The organism is Citrobacter sp. L55, assembly GCF_002850715.1.
Classification (GTDB): domain Bacteria; phylum Pseudomonadota; class Gammaproteobacteria; order Enterobacterales; family Enterobacteriaceae; genus Citrobacter; species Citrobacter braakii.
Genome location: NZ_KZ559406.1, coordinates 182,632 through 201,203, shown reverse-complemented (window position 1 = coordinate 201,203; position 18,572 = coordinate 182,632). Strand labels below are relative to the sequence as shown.

Sequence of the window (18,572 nt, the reverse complement as noted above, 5' to 3'; positions counted from 1 at the left end):
ATCATAAATCTGGAGGATTTTTTCCTTCTTCCATAAAGGCTTCGTCGATTCCTTCCACGTTACCTTCATGATCGCGCCCGGAAAACAGGTTCCAGCAGGTAATGAACAGTGCGGCAATCAGGGGGCCAATCACAAAGCCGTTAATGCCGTAGATCTCCATTCCGCCGAGAGTGGAAATCAGAATCAGATAATCCGGCATTTTGGTGTCTTTACCCACCAGTAGCGGGCGCAGGATATTGTCCACCAGCCCGACGATAATCACGAAGAAGCCAACGATAAACAGCCCTTGCCACAGCTGGTGCGTGGCGAAGAGGAATATTGCCGCAGTTACCCAGACGATCGCTGAGCCGACCGCGGGCACGAGGGAGAGAAACGCCATCAGCGCGCCCCACAGGACGCTGCCGTCGATGTCGACAATTGCAAACGCGATGCCGCCAAGAATACCCTGAACCAACGCCACGACCGCTGTGCCCTTGACCGTTGCCCGCGTCACGCCGACGAATTTGGCAAACAGGTGCTGTTTGGCAAAATCAGAAAGCGGTAATGAGTCCAGAATCTGGCGCACCAGGAACGGCCCGTCCTTCAGTAAGAAAAACAGCAGATACAGCATGATGCCAAAGCTAATAGCAAAGCCGAATGTCCCCTTACCAATCAGGAACGCGCTGCCGGCGAGGTACTGTCCACCCTGCAGTACAACGTCGGACAGTTTTTTCTGGATCTGCGCGACGTTATCCAGATTATGTTCTGCGAGGAATCCTCTGGCCCAGTCAGGAAGATACGAAATAATGGCGGTGACCACTTCCGGGAACTGAGTGTCGTTTTGTTGTAATTTGGCATACACCACGTTCAGCTCAATAGCCAACGAGGAGAAGATCACCATCAGTGGGATAAAAACAATCAGACAGATGATGCCGATGGTGAGCAGTGACGCCAGCCCGTTACGTTCGCCAAGCGCGCTGCGCAGTCTGTTTTTCACCGGGTTAAAGATGGTGGTTAAGATTGCGGCCCACAAAATGGCAGAGAAATAGGGAGACAACACATCGAAGAACGCCCAGGTCACGAGGGCAAGTATGAAAATGAAGAAACCTTTAGTCAGTCCGTTAAATCGCATTAGTGAACCCTGTAATGAGAAGCAGTCCCGACTATAGAACCGTTCAGGGGAATTACCAACTTTCGCTGCGCATATTTACTTAAATTGGTTAACCTGTTTTTCGTAGGGAGCCTGCGACAGATAAATAACGTACGCTATGATTTATTAGTGAAACAGTCATACTTTTCTTCCCGAAAAAGGGCGTCAAAAAAAGAGGGGGCGTTATGAACACTCAACCTGTCATCGGGATTAGTGGATGTTTAACCGGCTCAGCCGTGCGATTCGACGGCGGGCATAAACGGATGGGGTTTGTGATGGACGAGCTGGCTCAGTGGGTGACTTTTAAACCTGTCTGCCCGGAGATGTCCATCGGTTTGCCTGTACCACGCCCCGCGTTGCGTTTGGTTCAAACCGCCCTGGGGAATATCCGCATGTGTTTTAGCCATGCGCCTGGTGAGGATGTCACCGATAAAATGTCCGATTTCACCGCTTCATATATCAATGGGCTTGGCGGTCTGTCGGGTTTTATCGTCTGTGCTAAATCACCGAGCTGCGGAATGGAGAGAGTGAGGCTGTATGACGAAAAGGGAAATCGCGGGCGAAAAGAGGGAACCGGTCTGTTTACCGGCACCTTAATGGAAACCTACCCGTGGTTGCCGGTCGAAGAAGATGGCCGCTTGCACGATCCGGTGCTGAGGGAGAATTTTGTTGAGCGAGTGTTTGCGTTACATGAGCTTAATATGCTGCGAGCCTCTGGTCTTACTCGCCACGGTTTACTCAACTTCCACAGCCGCTATAAGCTCCAGCTTTTGGCTCATCACCAGGCGGGTTACCGGGATATTGGCCCTTTCGTGGCCTCGCTCCATCAATGGGATGATTTGGACGCTTTTTTCGTGGTATATCGCGAAAAGCTAATGGCGATCCTCAAAAAGCCCGCCTCACGGAAAAATCATACCAACGTACTGATGCATATTCAGGGCTACTTCCGCGATCGGTTGAACACCCGCCAGCGCGGAGAGTTGCGTGACGTTATCCTCAACTATAGCGGCGGACTGCTGCCAATATTGGCGCCACTGACTCTGCTCAAGCACTACCTTGCTGAATACCCAGACAGCTATTTGCTTACCCAGAACTATTTTGATCCTTATCCGAAGGATTTAGCCCTACGGTTAATGATTAATTAGCCTGATGGCGAGTAAATCTGGGGCAGAAATATCCGTTGTTCGCGAAGGTTATCCCTGCCGTTTTCTGATGCGTTTAAGCAGTGATAACTTTCACGGTGTGTAATCGATGAGAAAATGCGGCCCTGCACCCACGGGCAAATGTGCCGACCGCGATTTAACCGTTTCTGATTTCTTCATCGATACAAGGCTGAGGTTTGCCAAACAGATATCCTTGCGCGAAATCGCAGCCCAGAGCCTGAAGTCTTGCCAGTTGCTCCTGCGTTTCAACACCTTCTGCAACAGCCTTCATATTGAGAGATTTCGCCATGCCCGTGATCAGTTTGATGATAGTCAGGGCGTCTTCCTGCGTAGATATCGAATGCACAAAGGACTTGTCTATTTTGATTTTATCGAAGGCAAGTCTGCTGAGGCGCGAAAGAGAAGAGTATCCGGTACCAAAATCATCGATGGAGATTTTTACCCCCAGGGCCCGGAGCTTATTAAGCGTATTTATCGGCGTAGCACTCTCGGTAAAGAGAGAGGATTCAGTCACTTCCAGTTCGAGGCGGTCAGGTGGAAGTCCAGTTTCTTTCAGAATGGTTAACACGATTCCTGCAAAGGCCTTGCTGCTTAGCTGGACAGGGGAGACATTGACTGAAATTTTAGCCGGAACCGCCCAACCCGCGGCTTCCCTGCAGGCAATTTCCAGCACCGCTTTCCCCATCTCATTAATCATCCCTGTTTTTTCAGCAACAGGAATAAAGCTATCCGGCGACAAGAGGCCCTTGAGAGGATGGACCCAACGAATTAGCGCCTCATAGCTGTATATTTTCTGACTGAAAGAATCGACAATAGGCTGGTAATACACCACGAACTCTTTGTTCACTATTGCTAATGCCATATCATGCTCAAGCGTTCTGCTTTCTTGCAATTTTTCTAACATTCGTTGCCGGAAGACTTTTATCTTGCCAGAGCCTTCATTTTTGGCTTCATAAAGGGCCAGATCGGCAAATTTATAAAGATAGTCGGAGCGGCGCTCATTTTCTGAGATAACAATGCCAACACAGGTGGTTATGTTGATAATTGTGTTGTAAATGGTGTAGGGCTGGCTGATAAACTCACATATTTTCTGGGCTCGCGAAACGGCCCGACTTTCTGTCAGACCACTTGAGAGAAACGCAAACTCATCCCCGCCTAAGCGATACAACGTATCCGACGTAAGGCTTGTCGAAATCAGACGATCGGATATCTGGCGCAGTAACATATCACCGGCATCATGACCATACGTATCATTGACCTCTTTGAATCGATCTAAATCAAACAACATCACCGTCACAGCATCGTTATTTTTCTCTGCCATTTCGATTGTTTTATTTAAATCGCTCCAGAATAGCTGGCGGTTATTCATCTCGGTGAGCGAGTCATGGTAGACGTCATATTCCAGCTTGGCATTCTGAATTTGTAGCTTTTCCTTCGATTTTTGCAGTTCTTCGGCAAGACTCTTGACCTGAAGGTGCGCCCGCAGAATATTTCTGTTTTGATAAAAAATGAGCACGCCCAGAATCGCACTCAGTATTATTAGCAGTACAGATGTCGTTGAGTAAATATAGTACAGCGTTTGAATTTTTTGGTTGGCGTTATTAATCGAGTTAACATCTTTGTTTAATGCGCCGGATGAAAGACGGCCAAGTTGTGCATCCAGGGTATGCATTTTTTTCAGATACGCCTGGAGTGCTGGACGGTTCATTTTCTCGAGATTATCATCCAGATAACTAAGGGTATTTTCAAGTGTTACCGCTAGCTCACGGTGGGCAATGTTGCTTTCTATGTAGCGCCCCAAATCACCTTCTTTTATCAAATCACTCTGGCTGAGCATAATGTCGAGACGCATGCGTACATCATCAAGATTCATCGTATCATCGATAGTGTAAAGACCAAGCAACGATTCAAATCGGTAATATTGAGATACCAACTGAGCGGCAGACCAGGAATCGGTGTAGTGAGTCAGTTTCTGTAGCTCTTGTTGCCTTTCATGCACGAGGAAAGAGATATATCCGGTCGATATAAAAAGAAAAAAGATGATGCCAGCCAGTATTCTGTTCATGATGTTCCTCTGAACGCTTACTCAATATCCATACTACTGACCTGCCATGCAGACCTTGAATAATAAATCTGATTATTTAGTTCCGGCATGCTGTCATAGGGGTACACAATGAATAATGGGCCTTTATCACGGATGCGCATATATTTTCCGTTGATTTTTAAAGCAAGGATGGCATTGTATTTTTTGAAATCACTGAGAGGGATAACGGTGGTGTAGTCATTAAGCGCAGTAACCTTTACAACGGAGCCGCTCGCCCCAACATAATCCATGAGTTTTTGTAGTGGAATACCCGAAAGGTCGTACGTCCATTATACCAGGGGGAGGTGGTCTGAAAACTTACCATGCCCAGCTTCTCAAGGCTGGCGGTATCAAAAACCGCTTTCCCGTCTTCATTTGTATTTTCAATATTACCGGATAACGTTAAAAGAACTTTACCGGTGGGCCTGGAAAGTTCACCCGCCCAAAGCTGGGTGGAGAGCACAACGCTTACCAACATGACTATTAACCGCATTCTAACCTCACCAATCAGCCGGATGTAAAAGAATTATAATTTAGATATCACGCTATTTATATATTCCGCCTGTCTATTATTGATGATGTGAAGTTATTTGTTTTTTAATTCATTTAAATCAATGGGTTGCCATGCTTAATGGTTATGAATATTTATTAAATCAGGCGAAGTCTGTTATTAACGGACGGTGATTTTTGTTGTGCCTGTACAAAAAACACCCACTCTGTGGTTGTTAAAAAATCACACGATCATAAAGGTTTATTTTTTTTGTGCAGCGACAGGGAATCGTTGTTTTATCGGCGGGTAACCTTGTTGAATAAATCGAACTTTTGCCTATTCCCGGGATTAGATTACACAGGCGTAGCAGACGTTCAAAAATAGTCAATTATCAGGAATTCAAAATATGCAAAATCACCTACGGGATCGCCAGCAACTTAATGAACTTATCAATGGTTGGATGCACCGCGATTGGGGGAATAGCCGCACTGGCTTGCTGCCTGAGCCAGGCGGATATACCTTGCTGAGCGCCGCATAACCGGGTTTATTCGCCAGCCTGAGCCGACTGGCGGGCATACAGATAGGCGGTTGCTCTGGAGACGCCCAGATGCTGCGCCACTGTGTCCATAGATTTTCGTACGTTCAGCAAACCGTCTTTGCGTAATTGTTGAATCAGTCGTTTACGGTCTTCAGGTTTCAGGGCGCGGGCCGTCGTTGCGCATTTAGCGGCAAAGTCATCGATACGCTGGCGGATGACTTCGTTACTGCCGGGATCGATATGTTCCTTAATGGGAGAGTCCGCGGTTTCAGTAAAACGCGCAAGGGCACTCTGCATGCCACGAAACAGCGTCATATCCACGTTCAGACAGAGTGCTGCTACGTATTTGCCTTCGTCATCCTTGATGCCGATGGAGGTACTTTTCACCGGGCGGCCATCGGCAAACTGGTTGCTGTAGTTGGCAATAATGCTGGGAAATTCAGGCGATGCGATTCGCGCCAGACCCAGTTCTGTTGCCGGTTGACCGGGTTCACGCCCGGACAGGTTATTATGGATGGATAAAATGGCATGTTCAGGATTTTTGAGATCATGAACCACCACTTCGCAAAACGGAGAGAAGGTCTCGCTCAAGCCCCTGGCGATAGTGTCAATTTGGCTGAGAAGTGAGTTGTTATCGGTTTTTGGCATGCCAGTCTCCTGCGGTGATGCCTGTTGCCATGATTGCGGGCAGTTTACAGTGAGCAGGGTTCGCTTTTCCAGACGCGAGTGTTCAGACGGTAATAAGGTATCCGCATGGCAGATACCTTCTTGATTACCCGGCAAGGAATTCACTGTAGCGGCTGATATCCACGTTCCCACCGCTGATGATAATGCCGATTTTTTTGCCGCGAAGTTCAGCTTTGCGCGCTCTGGCGGCGGCAAAACCCAGACAGCCAGTCGGCTCCACGACAATTTTCATTCGCTCAGCGATAAATTTCATCGAGGCGACTAATTCATCGTCTGAGACAGTCAGAATATCGTGCACATTTCGCTGGATAATCGGAAACGTAATATTCCCGAGATGTTGGGTCTGAGCACCGTCAGCAATGGTTTTCGGCGTATCGATATGAACAATCTTTCCGCTGCGAAACGATTGTTGACCATCGTTTCCTGCCTCCGGCTCGACACCATAGATGATGCAGTCAGGTGACAGATGTCTGGCTGCCAGTGAGGAGCCCGAAAGCAGGCCGCCACCGCCCAGACACACGAAAAGAACGTCTAGATGACCCACTTCTTCAATCAGCTCTTTTGTGGCGGTGCCCTGGCCCGCAATCACGTGCGGATGGTCGTATGGCGGGATCAGCGTCAATCCTTGTTTCTCTGCCAGCTCCCGCCCGATTTTTTCACGATCTTCGGTATAACGATCGTAAATCACCACATTTCCATCATAGCCTTTTGTGGCTGCAACTTTAGCCGCCGGGGCATCATGCGGCATGATAATCGTCGCCGGGATCCCCAACAATTTTGCCGACAGGGCAATGGCCTGCGCATGGTTGCCGGACGAAAAGGTGACGACGCCCGCAGCGCGTTGTTCTGGCGTGAACTGGCGTAACGCATTCATGGCTCCGCGAAATTTAAACGCGCCCATTCTCTGGAAGTTTTCGCACTTGAAGAAAACTTCAGCAACAAATTCGTCATTAACCGTTCGGGAGGTCATCACCGGCGTTTTGTTGGCATAGTCGGCGATGCGCTCTGCCGCGGCGGCAACATCGTTATAATCAGGCAGTGTCATCTCAGTCATTGTTGTTCACCTGTATGTCGTTAAACGTCATGCTTGTGGGGCCAGGGCTATAGCTTCAACTTCCAGCGCGAAACCATAATGAAGTTCTGCAACGCCCGCTACCGCGCGGGAGGGCCGGAAATCACCGATCCACTCCCCATAGATTTTGTTAAACGTTGGCCATTGGTTGATATCTGTTACATAGACGCGTACTGACACCAGGTGCTGTCGAGAAACCCCAGCGCCAGCCAGGCAGGCATCAATATTCTGCAGTACCAGCCGCGTCTGCTCTTCAAAAGAGGCCTTGGTTTTTTTTTCGCCATCACTTGTGACCGGCAACTGACCAGAAATGAAGACGAATCCGCCAGCCGTTGTACTGTGCGAGTAATGACCTGCAGGCGGAAAACCTCCTGCAGATGAGTTCAATGTAATGTCCACGGACATATGAGAATCTCCTGTAGTTAGTGGTGATTCATTTTGTATAAAATAATACTGTTTGTATTATTTTATACGCTTTCAAACCGCGTTCGGCTAGTGATAGTTCTCACAGATGATGATTTTGTGAACTATGGCAAACGTGACCCACGTTATATAGCTATCCTGGCGCGGTGAAAGAGGGGGAACGCTTTTGATGAGGGTAAAGCAGGGGAGTGAAGAAGCGCCCCGGGGCGGGGCGTTAAAGCCAAAAATTAGCCGATATGGCCGTGGTTAATCTTACTTAACGGTTCATTGATATCGAAGATTTTGCACGTCACGTCATCCACACCCAGGTGCTTCAGGCGGGCCGTGTGTTTTTTGATATAGGCCAGAGCGCTGTCTTCATCCTGAAACAGGTAGATGCCACCCGCTTCGTGGTTTGCTGCGTTCTCGGTCCAGATTTTCCAGATGAAACCCGGCTCCTGGTTGATGGATTCGGCCAGTTCAACAAGCTGATGTGACATCTCAGTGCCAAACGGACCAGGAAAATCAAAGTGTATCTGCACGAGTTTGTTCGCCATAAATCCTCCATGGATTGGTTAATTCGGGTAAGGCTGCTAGCGTAACAGCACTTTACCCGTCAGATAAGTTACTGCTTGTCCACCGATATAAACACGCGTTCCTGTCAGTTGGCAGCGTAAATCGCCGCCGCGTTCAGAGACCTGGCGCGCCAGCATCTTCGTTTTATTCAGTTTTGCAGCCCAGTAAGGAATCAGCATGCTATGCGTCGAACCGGTGACCGGGTCTTCCGCGACCGCTTCACCCGGGCAGAAGAAACGGCTGACGAAATCGTATTCTCCGTCACCCGGCGCGGTGATACATACCATTTTCCCGAGGGGAATCATGGCGTGGATATTCGGGCGCACAGCCTCAACCTGCTGTTGATTCTCCATCACGACCATGTAATCGCGCGCGACGCGCACTTCTTTATATTCGGTGATGCCCAAGGTTTCCAGCAGTAAGGCGGGCGGTTCGACAGGTTCGCTTTGCCAGGCAGGAAAATCAAGCGTCAGCCAATCACCGCTGCGCGTGACCGTCAGTGGACCCACAAAACGGGTGGCAAAATGGATGGTCGCTTCCGGGAAATCCAGATGTTCAAAGATGACATGTGCGGCGGCAAGCGTGGCATGCCCACACAGATTAATTTCTCCTTGCGTGGTAAACCAACGCAGCTCGAAGCCATTCTCACTAGCGACAAAAAAAGCGGTTTCCGACTGGTTATGCTGCTGTGACATTTTTAATAATATTTCATCGGGCAACCAGTCATCGAGCGGGCATACTGCTGCGGCATTACCGCCAAACGTCGTAGTGGTAAAGGCATCTACCATGTAGAAATCGATTTGTTGCACGGTGTAACCCTCTCATCGCACTCAGGATATCCCACACTCTATCATGCAATGATTGTCATTGGTTAAGCGCCCTGATTCGCCAGTGTGGTAAAAATTCGCTATCATCCGTTTCCACACTTCATCCTGGCCGCTCATGTCTACGATCCTCGATACCTTTATTGCCCCGCCTTGTCATGAGGAGATAGCGATCCTCTATCAGGACGAGCATCTGGTGCTTATCAATAAACCCACCGGACTGCTTAGTTTGTCGGGGAAAAATCCGCAGAATCTCGATTCGGTACATCACCGGCTGGTACAGATTTACCCCGGCTGTACGCTGGTACATCGGCTTGATTTTGGGACGTCAGGGCTGATGGTGATTGCCCGTAACAAGGCTATCAACGCCGCGCTTTGCCAGCAGTTCAGTCAGCGCGCGGTAAGCAAGGTGTATAGTGCGTTGTTGTGCGGGCATCTGAAAAACGATGAAGGCGTTATAGATGCAGCGATTGCCAAAGACCCGGCGCTGTTTCCACTGATGTCGATTTGCGCCATTAACGGTAAACCCGCGCGCTCGCGCTATCAGGTTATTGAACGTTTTCATCATCGCCAGCAAGATGGGACATTACTCGCTTTGACGCGGGTACGGCTGACACCTGAAACCGGGCGTACCCACCAGTTGCGGATCCACTGTCAGCAGTTGGGGCATCCCATTTTGGGGTGCGATTTATATGGTGGGCGTCTGCTGCCAGGCACCGAACGGACGTCGAGACTGATGCTGCATGCCAGTGAACTGCATTTCAGGCATCCGGTCAGTCAGGAATGGATGACGGCCCAAAACGCCAGCCCGTTTTGAGGATATAAAAAAGCCGCCAGATGGCGGCTATTTGGGGATTATCGTGCGGCGCGTTGTAAAATAACCGCTGACGGCTGGCGCTGCAGAAAACGTATCCGCAGCATCATCAACACGGCCGCAGAGGTCAGGCCGATAATAAAGCCCATCCAGAATCCTGCCGGTCCCATCCGGTCAACCACCAGATCGGTCAGCGCCAGAATATAACCGCTCGGCAGACCCAGTACCCAGTATGCCGTAAAGGTAATAAAGAAAATGGAACGCGTATCTTTATAACCACGTAGGATACCGCTGCCAATAACCTGGATAGAGTCCGATATTTGATACACCGCGGCCAGTAACATGAGCTGCGCTGCCAGAGCGACAACTTCCGGATTATTGTTGTAGAGCAGGGCAATGTGCTCACGGAATGTTACGGTGAAAATCGCCGTCACAACCGCCATGCAGACGCCGACGCCCAGACCTGTTCTGGCTGCGGTTTGCGCATCCAGCGTGGAACCCTGGCCCAGACGATAACCGACTCGAATGGTGACGGCTGCAGCCAGAGACATCGGCAGGACGAACATTAACGAGCTGAAGTTGAGCGCGATCTGGTGTCCGGCCACGTCGACAATCCCCAGCGGGGAAACCAGCAGCGCCACCACAGCAAACAGCGTCACTTCGAAAAATAACGCCAGCGCGATAGGTAAACCCAGCTGTACCAGGCGCTTCATTACGGCGGTGTCCGGTTTCTGGAAACCACGCTCATTACGGATATCACGCATCGAGCGTGCGCGTTTAACGTATGACAGCATGGCGATAAACATCACCCAGTAAACCGCCGCTGTTGCCACGCCGCAGCCCACGCCGCCTAGCTCCGGCATGCCAAAATGCCCATAAATGAAAACATAGTTAACAGGAATGTTCACCAGCAGGCCGAGAAATCCCATCACCATCGCCGGTTTGGTTTTGGCCAGACCTTCACACTGGTTACGGGCTACCTGGAAGAACAAATACCCCGGCGCGCCCCACAGCAACGCACGCAGGTAGCCGACGGCTTTATCCGCCAGCGCCGGGTCGATGTTATGCATGGAGCGAATAATGTATCCCGCGTTCCAGAGCACGATCATAATCAGAATGGAGACGCTGCCCGCCAGCCAGAAACCCTGGCGTATTTGATGGGCAATACGATCGCGGCGCCCGGAACCATTGAGTTGCGCAATCACTGGCGTCAAGGCCAGCAGCAGTCCGTGACCAAACAAAATGGCCGGCAACCAAATAGATGTGCCAATGGCGACGGCCGCCATGTCCGTGGCGCTGTATCCGCCCGCCATGACGGTATCAACGAATCCCATTGCGGTTTGAGCGATTTGCGCAAGAATCACCGGAATTGCCAGAGCTAATAACTGACGCGCTTCACTTACATACTTTTGCACGTGTACACCACTATATTGTTGTTATTTGAGAGACTAAAAAAGCCGCCTTATATGGCAGCAAGGAGAAAAAGCAGGGGAAATTTCAGTCTATTGTAGCGAGGAATACGTAATTCTCCAGTGAAAAAACAGGCAGTAGCGGCGCATTGCTGGCAACCTGAATTTCCACCTGCTATTGTGCTGTGCAGAGATGTCTTAATTCAGTTCAGGAGTTAGAAGTATGTTTACGGGTATTGTGCAGGGCACCGCGAAATTGGTGTCCATTGATGAAAAACCAAATTTTCGTACGCATGTTGTGGAGTTACCTGAATATATGTTGGATGCGCTGGAGACCGGCGCATCGGTTGCCCACAATGGGTGCTGCCTGACGGTAACCGAAATCAACGGTAACCAGATAAGCTTTGATCTGATGAAAGAAACGCTGCGTATCACCAATCTGGGTGACCTGAAGGTTGGGGATTTGGTCAACGTTGAGCGTGCGGCAAAATTCAGTGATGAAATTGGCGGACATTTAATGTCGGGCCATATTATGACGACCGCCGAAGTGTCGAAAATTCTGACCTCGGAGAACAACCGCCAGGTGTGGTTTAAAGTTCAGGATCCGTCGCTGATGAAATACATCTTGTACAAAGGATTTATCGGAATTGATGGCATCAGTCTGACGGTCGGTGAGGTGACACCGACGCGTTTCTGTGTGCATTTGATCCCGGAAACGCTGGAACGTACGACGCTGGGTAAGAAAAAGTTAGGCGCGCGGGTCAATATCGAAATCGATCCTCAAACCCAGGCGGTGGTTGATACCGTTGAGCGCGTACTGGCGGCGCGTGAAAGCGCCATCAGTAACGTAACGGGTGAGGCGGGAGCCTAAGCCAGAGTGTAAAACCCCCGTTGGCACGGGGGTGATAACGATTAGCGGGGAACGCGCAGGCCGTGTTCAACGCCGCGGGAAAAAACCACCTGCCACAGCTGAATGTCGCGAGCACGAAACGCACCGGCGCAGGCGTTCAGGTAATAGCTGAACATCCGTTTAAAGCGTTCGGTATAGTTATCGGCGATTTCAGGCCAGGATCTTATGAAACGCTCGTGCCAGGCCATCAACGTTGTATCGTAATCCGCGCCAAAATTATGCCAGTCTTCCATCACAAAATGCGGCTCGCTGGCGTTGGCAATCTGGCGAACTGACGGTAAACAGCCGTTCGGGAAGATATATTTATTGATCCACGGATCAACGTTATTGTCGGTCTTTTTGGAACCGATGCTATGCAGCAAAAAGATACCGTCGGGTTTTAAATTACGATCAACCACTTCAAAATAAGTCGCGTAGTTCTTCGGCCCCACATGCTCAAACATGCCGACGGAGACAATGCGATCAAATTTGTCGTTAAGGTCGCGATAATCCTGCAGCAAAATTGTGACATCCAGCCCCGCACAACGCGCCTGCGCCATTTTCTGCTGTTCTGCCGAAACGGTCACGCCCACCACGCTAACGCCATATTGTGACGCCATAAACTGGGATAAGCCGCCCCAGCCGCAGCCAATATCGAGCACCCGCATGCCTGGCTTCAACTGCAGTTTTTCGGCAATCATTTTTAGCTTCGCCTGTTGGGCAGATTCCAGGGTATCGGCATCTTTCCAGTAGGCGCAGGAATACTGCATATAAGGGTCCAGCATGCGGGTAAAGAGATCGTTGCCCAAATCGTAGTGTTCTTTGCCGACGACCCACGCACGTTTTTTGGTCTGTAAATTGAACAGGCGAGCCGTGGCGATACGTAGCGTGTCTTTAAAGTGGCGGGGGAGTTGGTTTTCAAGACCGGCGCGCAGGACTTTACAAAAAAACATGTCCAGCCGGTCGCATTCCCACCAGCCATCCATATAACTTTCACCCAACCCTAACGATCCTTCCTGCAATACGCGTTTGAAAAAATCGGGGTTCGTTACGCGAATATCTGCCGGTGCCGGACCATTAATGGTAATACCTGCACGGCTTAATAATTCATTGGTGATGCGGTACCAGTCATCATCCGGTACGCTGACGTCTTCTATACACGATGAACTCATAGCTTCTCCATCACTGGTCGGTGATCAGAACCTTAAAATAGCGTAGACGCTTTTTTGGGCTTTGTGAGAACTCTCACGGAATTAATCCGCGAATCTATAATCCGACGTAGAACAGAGGAAGGGAGGAACCCTTGCCGAAAAGACCATCCATGGGAAAACGGGAACGTTCTTGTCCCCGTTAACACATAACAATTATCGTTTTTTTAACAACCGGAAATCAGTATAGGCCTGAATTTTTGATGATTCAACCAATAAACATTAGCAGGCTAATTAATTATCAAAGATGATTACTAGTGAGACTCACCGTGGGCAATTTGCGCCCGATCATCTGTGTGCGGGGCGTCAGCCTTCTGCGACTGCATTTTGTAACCCGCGGCCGCCAGCAGCACCGTTGTCAGCATCACGCTGGTGGTGGTGAGCAGCGGGGTGGCGATCAACCAGGAAACCACAAGGCTTGCCAGGAAGCATAAACCCAGTTGCAGTGTGTTCTGCAATGCCGCTGCGCGTCCCGTAGCTTGTGGGAAAGGACGTAACGCCTGAGCCACAACAATTGGGTAGATTGCTCCATTGGCAATCGCCATAACGCAGAATGGGATGAGGATTTCAGCCAGCGCAACATGGTGAATAAAGCCGGTTGCCCAGGTGGCCACTACGCTAAAGGCATACAGAATGAGTAACCAGGGCAGCAACTGACGGCCCTGCCATTTTTGCAGCGCAGCGCGGCAGCTGTAACCACCAATTAAGAAAGCGATGGTTTGCGGAACATAACTCAGGCCAATCACCGCCGGACTGTAGCCCATTTCGCTGAGGATGAACGGGGAACCCGTCAGCCAAGCGAAGAAGCTCGCGGAGCAGGCGGCATAAATCAGCACGTTTCCGCGGTAAACTTTTGAGCGCAACAGGGTAGCGAAAGTCAGTTTATCCTGGCTGTCGTCGCGTGCTTTAGCTGTTGGTTTTAAGCGCAGAGCCGGAAGCATCAGGATCAGGGTAATGGCAAACAGGGTGGCGAAAATGGCCTGCCAGGAAAAATGTACCAGGATCCAACTGCCTAATAACGGCGCTAATGCCGGGGATAACCCGACCAATGGCATAATGGTGGCAAAGATGCGGTTTACTTTTTGTGAAGGATAATAATCGGTGACCAGCGCCTGCCAGATAACCGATGCCGCACAAACGCCAACGGCCTGAACAAAGCGCAGTACCAGCAGACCGGTGGCATTTTCAACCCACAGCATGCCCAAACTGCCCAGCGCGAAGATGGATAAACCCAGCAGCAAAACAGGCTTGCGACCATAATGGTCAGAGAGCGGCCCCCACAGAAGTTGCGCGACGGCAAAACCCGCTAAGAATAAGCTAAGGCTGGCGCTGACGGCAGATGCAGGCGTCTGCAGATCGGACTGAATTGCGGCAAAGGCGGGCAGATACATATCCGTTGCCAGAAAGCCGAGTACGCTAAGACCCGCCAGCCAGACTAAAAATCCTTTCCCAGGTTGCATCATCATTTCTCTTTTTTTAGCAGTAGTACAATGCCGCTGAGTGTAGTGAGTGTAATTCTTGCTGTGAAACGCTAATATTTGCTTACTGATTTCAAATTTTTTGTAGGCAGAACATGTGGTCGGAATATTCACTTGAAGTTGTGGATGCGGTTGCGCGTAACGGTAGCTTTAGTTCGGCCGCGCAGGAGTTGCACCGCGTACCCTCGGCGGTAAGCTACACCGTGCGTCAACTGGAAGAGTGGCTGGCGGTGCCGCTTTTTGAGCGACGCCATCGGGACGTGGAATTGACGCCTGCCGGTGCATGGTTTCTCAAGGAAGGCCGCTCTGTTATCAAAAAAATGCAGATCACCCGCCAGCAATGTCAGCAAATTGCCAACGGCTGGCGCGGGCAGTTGGCGATCGCGGTAGATAACATTGTCCGCCCGGATCGTACCCGACAGATGATCGTGGATTTCTATCGTCATTTTGATGATGTGGAGCTGCTGGTTTTCCAGGAGGTGTTTAACGGTGTCTGGGATGCGCTGTCCGATGGGCGCGTTGAGCTGGCAATCGGCGCCACGCAGGCGATTCCGGTGGGGGGGCGCTATACCTTCCGCGACATGGGAATGCTGAGCTGGAGCTGCGTGGTGGCAAGCCATCATCCGTTGGCGTCAATGCCCGGACCGCTAAGCGACGACACGTTGCGCAACTGGCCGTCGCTGGTGCGTGAAGACACGTCGCGTACGCTTCCTAAGCGTATTACCTGGCTGCTGGATAACCAAAAGCGCGTCGTGGTGCCTGACTGGGAATCTTCTGCGACCTGTTTATCGGCAGGTTTGTGCGTGGGCATGGTACCGACGCATTTTGCCAAACCGTGGATTGATAGCGGCAAATGGGTCGCGCTAAAGCTGGAGAATCCATTTCCTGATGCCGCATGCTGCCTGACATGGCAACAGAACGATACGTCGCCGGCATTGAGCTGGCTGCTGGACTATTTAGGGGATAGTGAAACGCTGAATAAGGAATGGCTGCGGGAGCCCGATGAGGCTCCCGCACAACTGTCTTAACGACGGTAATCGCGGAACGGGCCGTCGGCAACGGAGCGGCGTTCTACCAGGCGCGGATGAACCTCGATAGACTGCGACTCTTCACGTTTATTCACGATACGGTCTAACAGCATGTTGAAGGCCGTTTCCCCCAGTGAATCTTTAGGCTGGTGAATGGTGGTCAGAGCTGGCGTGAAGAAGCGGGCGTTGCGCACGTTGTCGTAACCGATGAGCGAAACATCCTGCGGTACGCGCAGTCCCATCTCGTCAGCGGCGCACAGCGCACCCATCGCCATGATATCGCCACCGCAGAAGACGGCGGTCGGACGATGCGACTGTGACAGAATTTGCTGCATGGCGCGATAGCCCGATTCAGGCTCAAAATCGCCCTGCACAATCCAGTTTTCAGGAACTTTAATCAGCGCTTCTTCCATCGCTTTCATAAAGCCTGCCAGACGCCCGGCTCCGGTATTACGCTCCATTGGGCCTGGGATCACGCCAATCTCACGATGACCGCGTTCTACCAGATACCGACCCGCCATGTAACCGCCTTCGAAGGCGTTATCAATGACCGTATCGGTAAAGTCGGCTTTAGCTTCGCCCCAGTCCATGACGACCATCGGAATATGGCGGTACTCTTCGAGCATCGAAAGCAGCGACTCCGGATACTCTGAACACATCACCAGCAGACCATCAACGCGCTTTTGCGCCATCATTGACAGATAAGCCTGCTGTTTTTCGAGACTGTTCCATGCGTTACCCAGAATCAGGGTATAGCCTTTCTGGAAACAGTTTTTCTCAACGGCTTCGATAATTTCAGCGAAATAGGCCGCTTCGCTGCTGGTGGCCAGCAAGCCAATAGACTTGGTGTGATTCACCTTCAGGCTGCGCGCCACGGCGCTCGGAGAATAGTGCAGCTCTTTGATCGCCGCCCAGACAGCATTACGCGTTTCTTCCGCGACAAAGCGCGTCTTGTTAATTACGTGTGATACGGTTGTAGTGGAAACGTTTGCTCGCTTCGCTACATCTTTAATTGTTGCCATTACATCTCACTCCAGACCATATCCTAAGCTCCTGAGAATACTCCAGGTAAACGTTTGCCTTAACACACCCTTAGCGCAACGTAAGGGTTGCGGCACGCCGGGAAAACGACACGGAACGTCAGGAAGGGGTCAATGGCCGGTACGCTAATCAAGTAAGCGTGGAATTTTGTCTGATCTTAACGAAAAGGGGAAGAGTTAAAAGCAGTTATCAATATAAATCGTGAGAGATTTTTGCTTTCAAGTGTGTAAAAATGCGCAATATCACTTTTTGTGTGGGAATAAAAAGGAGAAAACTTGATGAGCACCGATCTGAAATTTTCGTTAGTGACTACCATTATTGTTCTGGGTTTGATCGTCGCGGGTGGCCTGACCGCAGCGCTGCATTGATTTCCCCCGAGGGAGTTCGCTCTCCCTCATCCTTTACGCTTGCCTTTCCCGTCGATTGTTTGCGAATAAGCAAAAGTCTTTTGCAATTTTGTTAACTTTATTAATTTTGCGATCAATGTCATGCTTTTGACTCTTATTTTATGTCGCGCTCCGGCTCGACGTTACGGAGTCGAAATATGAAACTCAATTATCCTTTACTGGCGCTGGCGATCGGCGCGTTTGGCATTGGCACCACTGAATTTTCGCCAATGGGATTATTGCCCGTCATTGCCAAAGGTGTGGATGTCTCGATTCCCGCGGCCGGAATGTTAATCAGCGCGTATGCGGTTGGGGTGATGGTGGGTGCTCCGCTGATGACATTACTGCTGTCCCATCGTGCGCGACGTAATGCGTTGATATTCCTGATGGCGATTTTCACGCTGGGCAACGTGCTTTCGGCTATCTCGCCGGATTACACCACCCTGATGTTATCGCGTATTTTGACCAGTCTGAACCATGGGGCATTTTTTGGTCTTGGCTCCGTTGTCGCTGCAAGCGTAGTACCCAAACATAAGCAGGCCAGCGCCGTGGCAACCATGTTTATGGGGTTGACCATTGCCAATATTGGCGGCGTTCCTGCGGCGACCTGGCTTGGTGAAACCATCGGCTGGCGTATGTCGTTTATGGCAACGGCGGGTCTGGGCGTCATCGCCATGGTCAGCCTGTTCTTCTCATTACCCAAAGGTGGGGCGGGAGAGCGCCCGGATGTCCGTAGCGAACTGGCGGTACTTATGCGTCCGCAGGTGCTGTCGGCGCTGCTGACGACCGTTCTGGGAGCGGGGGCGATGTTCACGCTTTATACCTATATCTCACCAGTGTTACATACAATCACCCATGCCACACCGGCGTTTGTGACCGGTATGCTGGTGCTGATTGGCGTTGGCTTCTCAATCGGTAACTATCTTGGTGGCAAACTGGCTGACCGTTCCGTCAACGGTACGCTGAAAGGCTTTTTACTGCTGCTGATGGTTATTATGCTGGCCATTCCTTTCCTGGCGCGTAATGAGCTGGGTGCGGCAGTCAGTATGGTGGTCTGGGGGGCAGCGACGTTTGCGGTCGTTCCGCCGTTGCAGATGCGCGTGATGCGCGTTGCCAGCGAAGCGCCTGGATTATCATCGTCAGTCAACATTGGCGCGTTTAATCTGGGGAATGCTCTGGGTGCCGCAGCCGGTGGGGCGGTGATTTCCGGTGGGTTGGGCTACAGCTTTGTTCCGGTGATGGGGGCAATTGTGGCGGGGCTTGCGCTGCTGCTGGTCTTTATCTCGGCGCGCAAACAGCCTGAAGAGGCTTTCACTACCGCGAATTAATGCTAAAACGCAGAAGGGTTCTCCTTC

At 50.8% G+C, this 18,572-nt stretch carries 18 protein-coding genes and 1 pseudogene; 7 read left to right on the top strand and 12 right to left on the bottom strand.

The genetic code is table 11. The annotated features are described in order from the left end of the window. Nucleotide 1: 1 nt before the first annotated feature. Nucleotides 2–1,111, bottom strand: coding sequence for an AI-2E family transporter (locus B9P82_RS17595; protein WP_101700699.1), 1,110 nt, complete (start codon nt 1,109–1,111; stop codon nt 2–4). A gap of 203 nt (nt 1,112–1,314) precedes the next feature. Between B9P82_RS17595 and B9P82_RS17590 the strand changes: the two genes are divergently transcribed. Beyond that, nucleotides 1,315–2,274 (top strand): YbgA family protein, encoded by a 960-nt coding sequence (locus tag B9P82_RS17590; protein ID WP_047358444.1) that lies wholly within the window; start codon nt 1,315–1,317, stop codon nt 2,272–2,274. Nucleotides 2,275–2,428: 154 nt separating this feature from the next. Here the strand turns inward: B9P82_RS17590 and B9P82_RS17585 are convergent, their stop codons facing one another. Together B9P82_RS17585 and B9P82_RS17580 are read right to left on the bottom strand one after the other, a co-directional pair. Further along, nucleotides 2,429–4,357 carry a putative bifunctional diguanylate cyclase/phosphodiesterase gene (locus tag B9P82_RS17585; RefSeq protein ID WP_047358443.1) on the bottom strand — a complete coding sequence of 643 codons (1,929 nt, stop codon included), beginning with the start codon at nt 4,355–4,357 and terminating at the stop codon, nt 2,429–2,431. A gap of 17 nt (nt 4,358–4,374) precedes the next feature. Beyond that, nucleotides 4,375–4,868 (bottom strand): annotated as a pseudogene (locus B9P82_RS17580) (molybdopterin-dependent oxidoreductase). A gap of 403 nt (nt 4,869–5,271) precedes the next feature. On the opposite strand from B9P82_RS17580, the gene B9P82_RS29295 reads away from it, so the two are divergent. Further along, nucleotides 5,272–5,403, top strand: a complete 132-nt coding sequence (locus tag B9P82_RS29295) for a hypothetical protein (RefSeq protein WP_256387623.1) — start codon at nt 5,272–5,274, stop codon at nt 5,401–5,403. Nucleotides 5,404–5,409: 6 nt separating this feature from the next. Here B9P82_RS29295 and B9P82_RS17575 read toward each other — a convergent pair whose 3' ends face one another. From B9P82_RS17575 to B9P82_RS17555, 5 genes are all read right to left on the bottom strand, one after another. Beyond that, complete coding sequence (locus tag B9P82_RS17575; protein WP_016152975.1) at nt 5,410–6,051, bottom strand: helix-turn-helix transcriptional regulator; 642 nt, start codon at nt 6,049–6,051, stop codon at nt 5,410–5,412. A 124-nt stretch (nt 6,052–6,175) separates the two neighbouring features. Then, nucleotides 6,176–7,144, bottom strand: coding sequence for a threo-3-hydroxy-L-aspartate ammonia-lyase (locus B9P82_RS17570; protein ID WP_101700698.1), 969 nt, complete (start codon nt 7,142–7,144; stop codon nt 6,176–6,178). 27 nt (nt 7,145–7,171) lie between these two features. After that, on the bottom strand, nt 7,172–7,567 hold the full coding sequence (locus tag B9P82_RS17565; RefSeq protein WP_047358442.1) for a RidA family protein: 396 nt from the start codon (nt 7,565–7,567) through the stop codon (nt 7,172–7,174). 245 nt (nt 7,568–7,812) lie between these two features. Then, nucleotides 7,813–8,121 carry a monooxygenase gene (locus B9P82_RS17560; protein ID WP_016156420.1) on the bottom strand — a complete coding sequence of 103 codons (309 nt, stop codon included), beginning with the start codon at nt 8,119–8,121 and terminating at the stop codon, nt 7,813–7,815. A gap of 36 nt (nt 8,122–8,157) precedes the next feature. Next, nucleotides 8,158–8,949, bottom strand: coding sequence for a PhzF family phenazine biosynthesis protein (locus B9P82_RS17555; protein ID WP_101700697.1), 792 nt, complete (start codon nt 8,947–8,949; stop codon nt 8,158–8,160). A gap of 133 nt (nt 8,950–9,082) precedes the next feature. On the opposite strand from B9P82_RS17555, the gene B9P82_RS17550 reads away from it, so the two are divergent. Then, nucleotides 9,083–9,781 carry an RluA family pseudouridine synthase gene (locus B9P82_RS17550; protein WP_016156422.1) on the top strand — a complete coding sequence of 233 codons (699 nt, stop codon included), beginning with the start codon at nt 9,083–9,085 and terminating at the stop codon, nt 9,779–9,781. A 38-nt stretch (nt 9,782–9,819) separates the two neighbouring features. Here B9P82_RS17550 and mdtK read toward each other — a convergent pair whose 3' ends face one another. Next, the gene (gene mdtK, locus B9P82_RS17545; protein WP_101700696.1) at nt 9,820–11,193 is read right to left on the bottom strand and encodes a multidrug efflux MATE transporter MdtK; all 1,374 of its coding nucleotides are present in this window, start codon (nt 11,191–11,193) and stop codon (nt 9,820–9,822) included. Nucleotides 11,194–11,410: 217 nt separating this feature from the next. Between mdtK and B9P82_RS17540 the strand changes: the two genes are divergently transcribed. Then, nucleotides 11,411–12,058, top strand: coding sequence for a riboflavin synthase (locus tag B9P82_RS17540; RefSeq protein WP_016152982.1), 648 nt, complete (start codon nt 11,411–11,413; stop codon nt 12,056–12,058). 41 nt (nt 12,059–12,099) lie between these two features. Here B9P82_RS17540 and cfa read toward each other — a convergent pair whose 3' ends face one another. Beyond that, a complete protein-coding gene (gene cfa, locus B9P82_RS17535; protein ID WP_101700695.1) occupies nt 12,100–13,248 on the bottom strand; it encodes a cyclopropane fatty acyl phospholipid synthase in 1,149 nt (382 codons plus the stop codon). A 290-nt stretch (nt 13,249–13,538) separates the two neighbouring features. Then, a complete protein-coding gene (punC, locus tag B9P82_RS17530) occupies nt 13,539–14,744 on the bottom strand; it encodes a purine nucleoside transporter PunC (RefSeq protein ID WP_101700694.1) in 1,206 nt (401 codons plus the stop codon). A 113-nt stretch (nt 14,745–14,857) separates the two neighbouring features. Here punC and punR point away from each other — a divergent pair, with 113 nt between their 5' ends. Beyond that, nucleotides 14,858–15,790, top strand: a complete 933-nt coding sequence (punR, locus tag B9P82_RS17525) for a DNA-binding transcriptional activator PunR (RefSeq protein WP_101700693.1) — start codon at nt 14,858–14,860, stop codon at nt 15,788–15,790. Here the strand turns inward: punR and purR are convergent. Continuing rightward, nucleotides 15,787–16,812 carry an HTH-type transcriptional repressor PurR gene (gene purR / locus B9P82_RS17520; protein ID WP_003832757.1) on the bottom strand — a complete coding sequence of 342 codons (1,026 nt, stop codon included), beginning with the start codon at nt 16,810–16,812 and terminating at the stop codon, nt 15,787–15,789. The two genes, punR and purR, sit on opposite strands and share 4 nt — an antisense overlap. Nucleotides 16,813–17,109: 297 nt before the next feature. Between purR and cydH the strand changes: the two genes are divergently transcribed. Beyond that, nucleotides 17,110–17,199: a cytochrome bd-I accessory subunit CydH gene (gene cydH / locus B9P82_RS17510; RefSeq protein WP_003029209.1), complete on the top strand. Its 90-nt coding sequence runs from the start codon at nt 17,110–17,112 to the stop codon at nt 17,197–17,199. Between the two features lie 176 nt (nt 17,200–17,375). Continuing rightward, nucleotides 17,376–18,545 (top strand): MFS transporter, encoded by a 1,170-nt coding sequence (locus tag B9P82_RS17505; RefSeq protein WP_046276347.1) that lies wholly within the window; start codon nt 17,376–17,378, stop codon nt 18,543–18,545. The last annotated feature ends 27 nt before the right edge of the window (nt 18,546–18,572 follow it).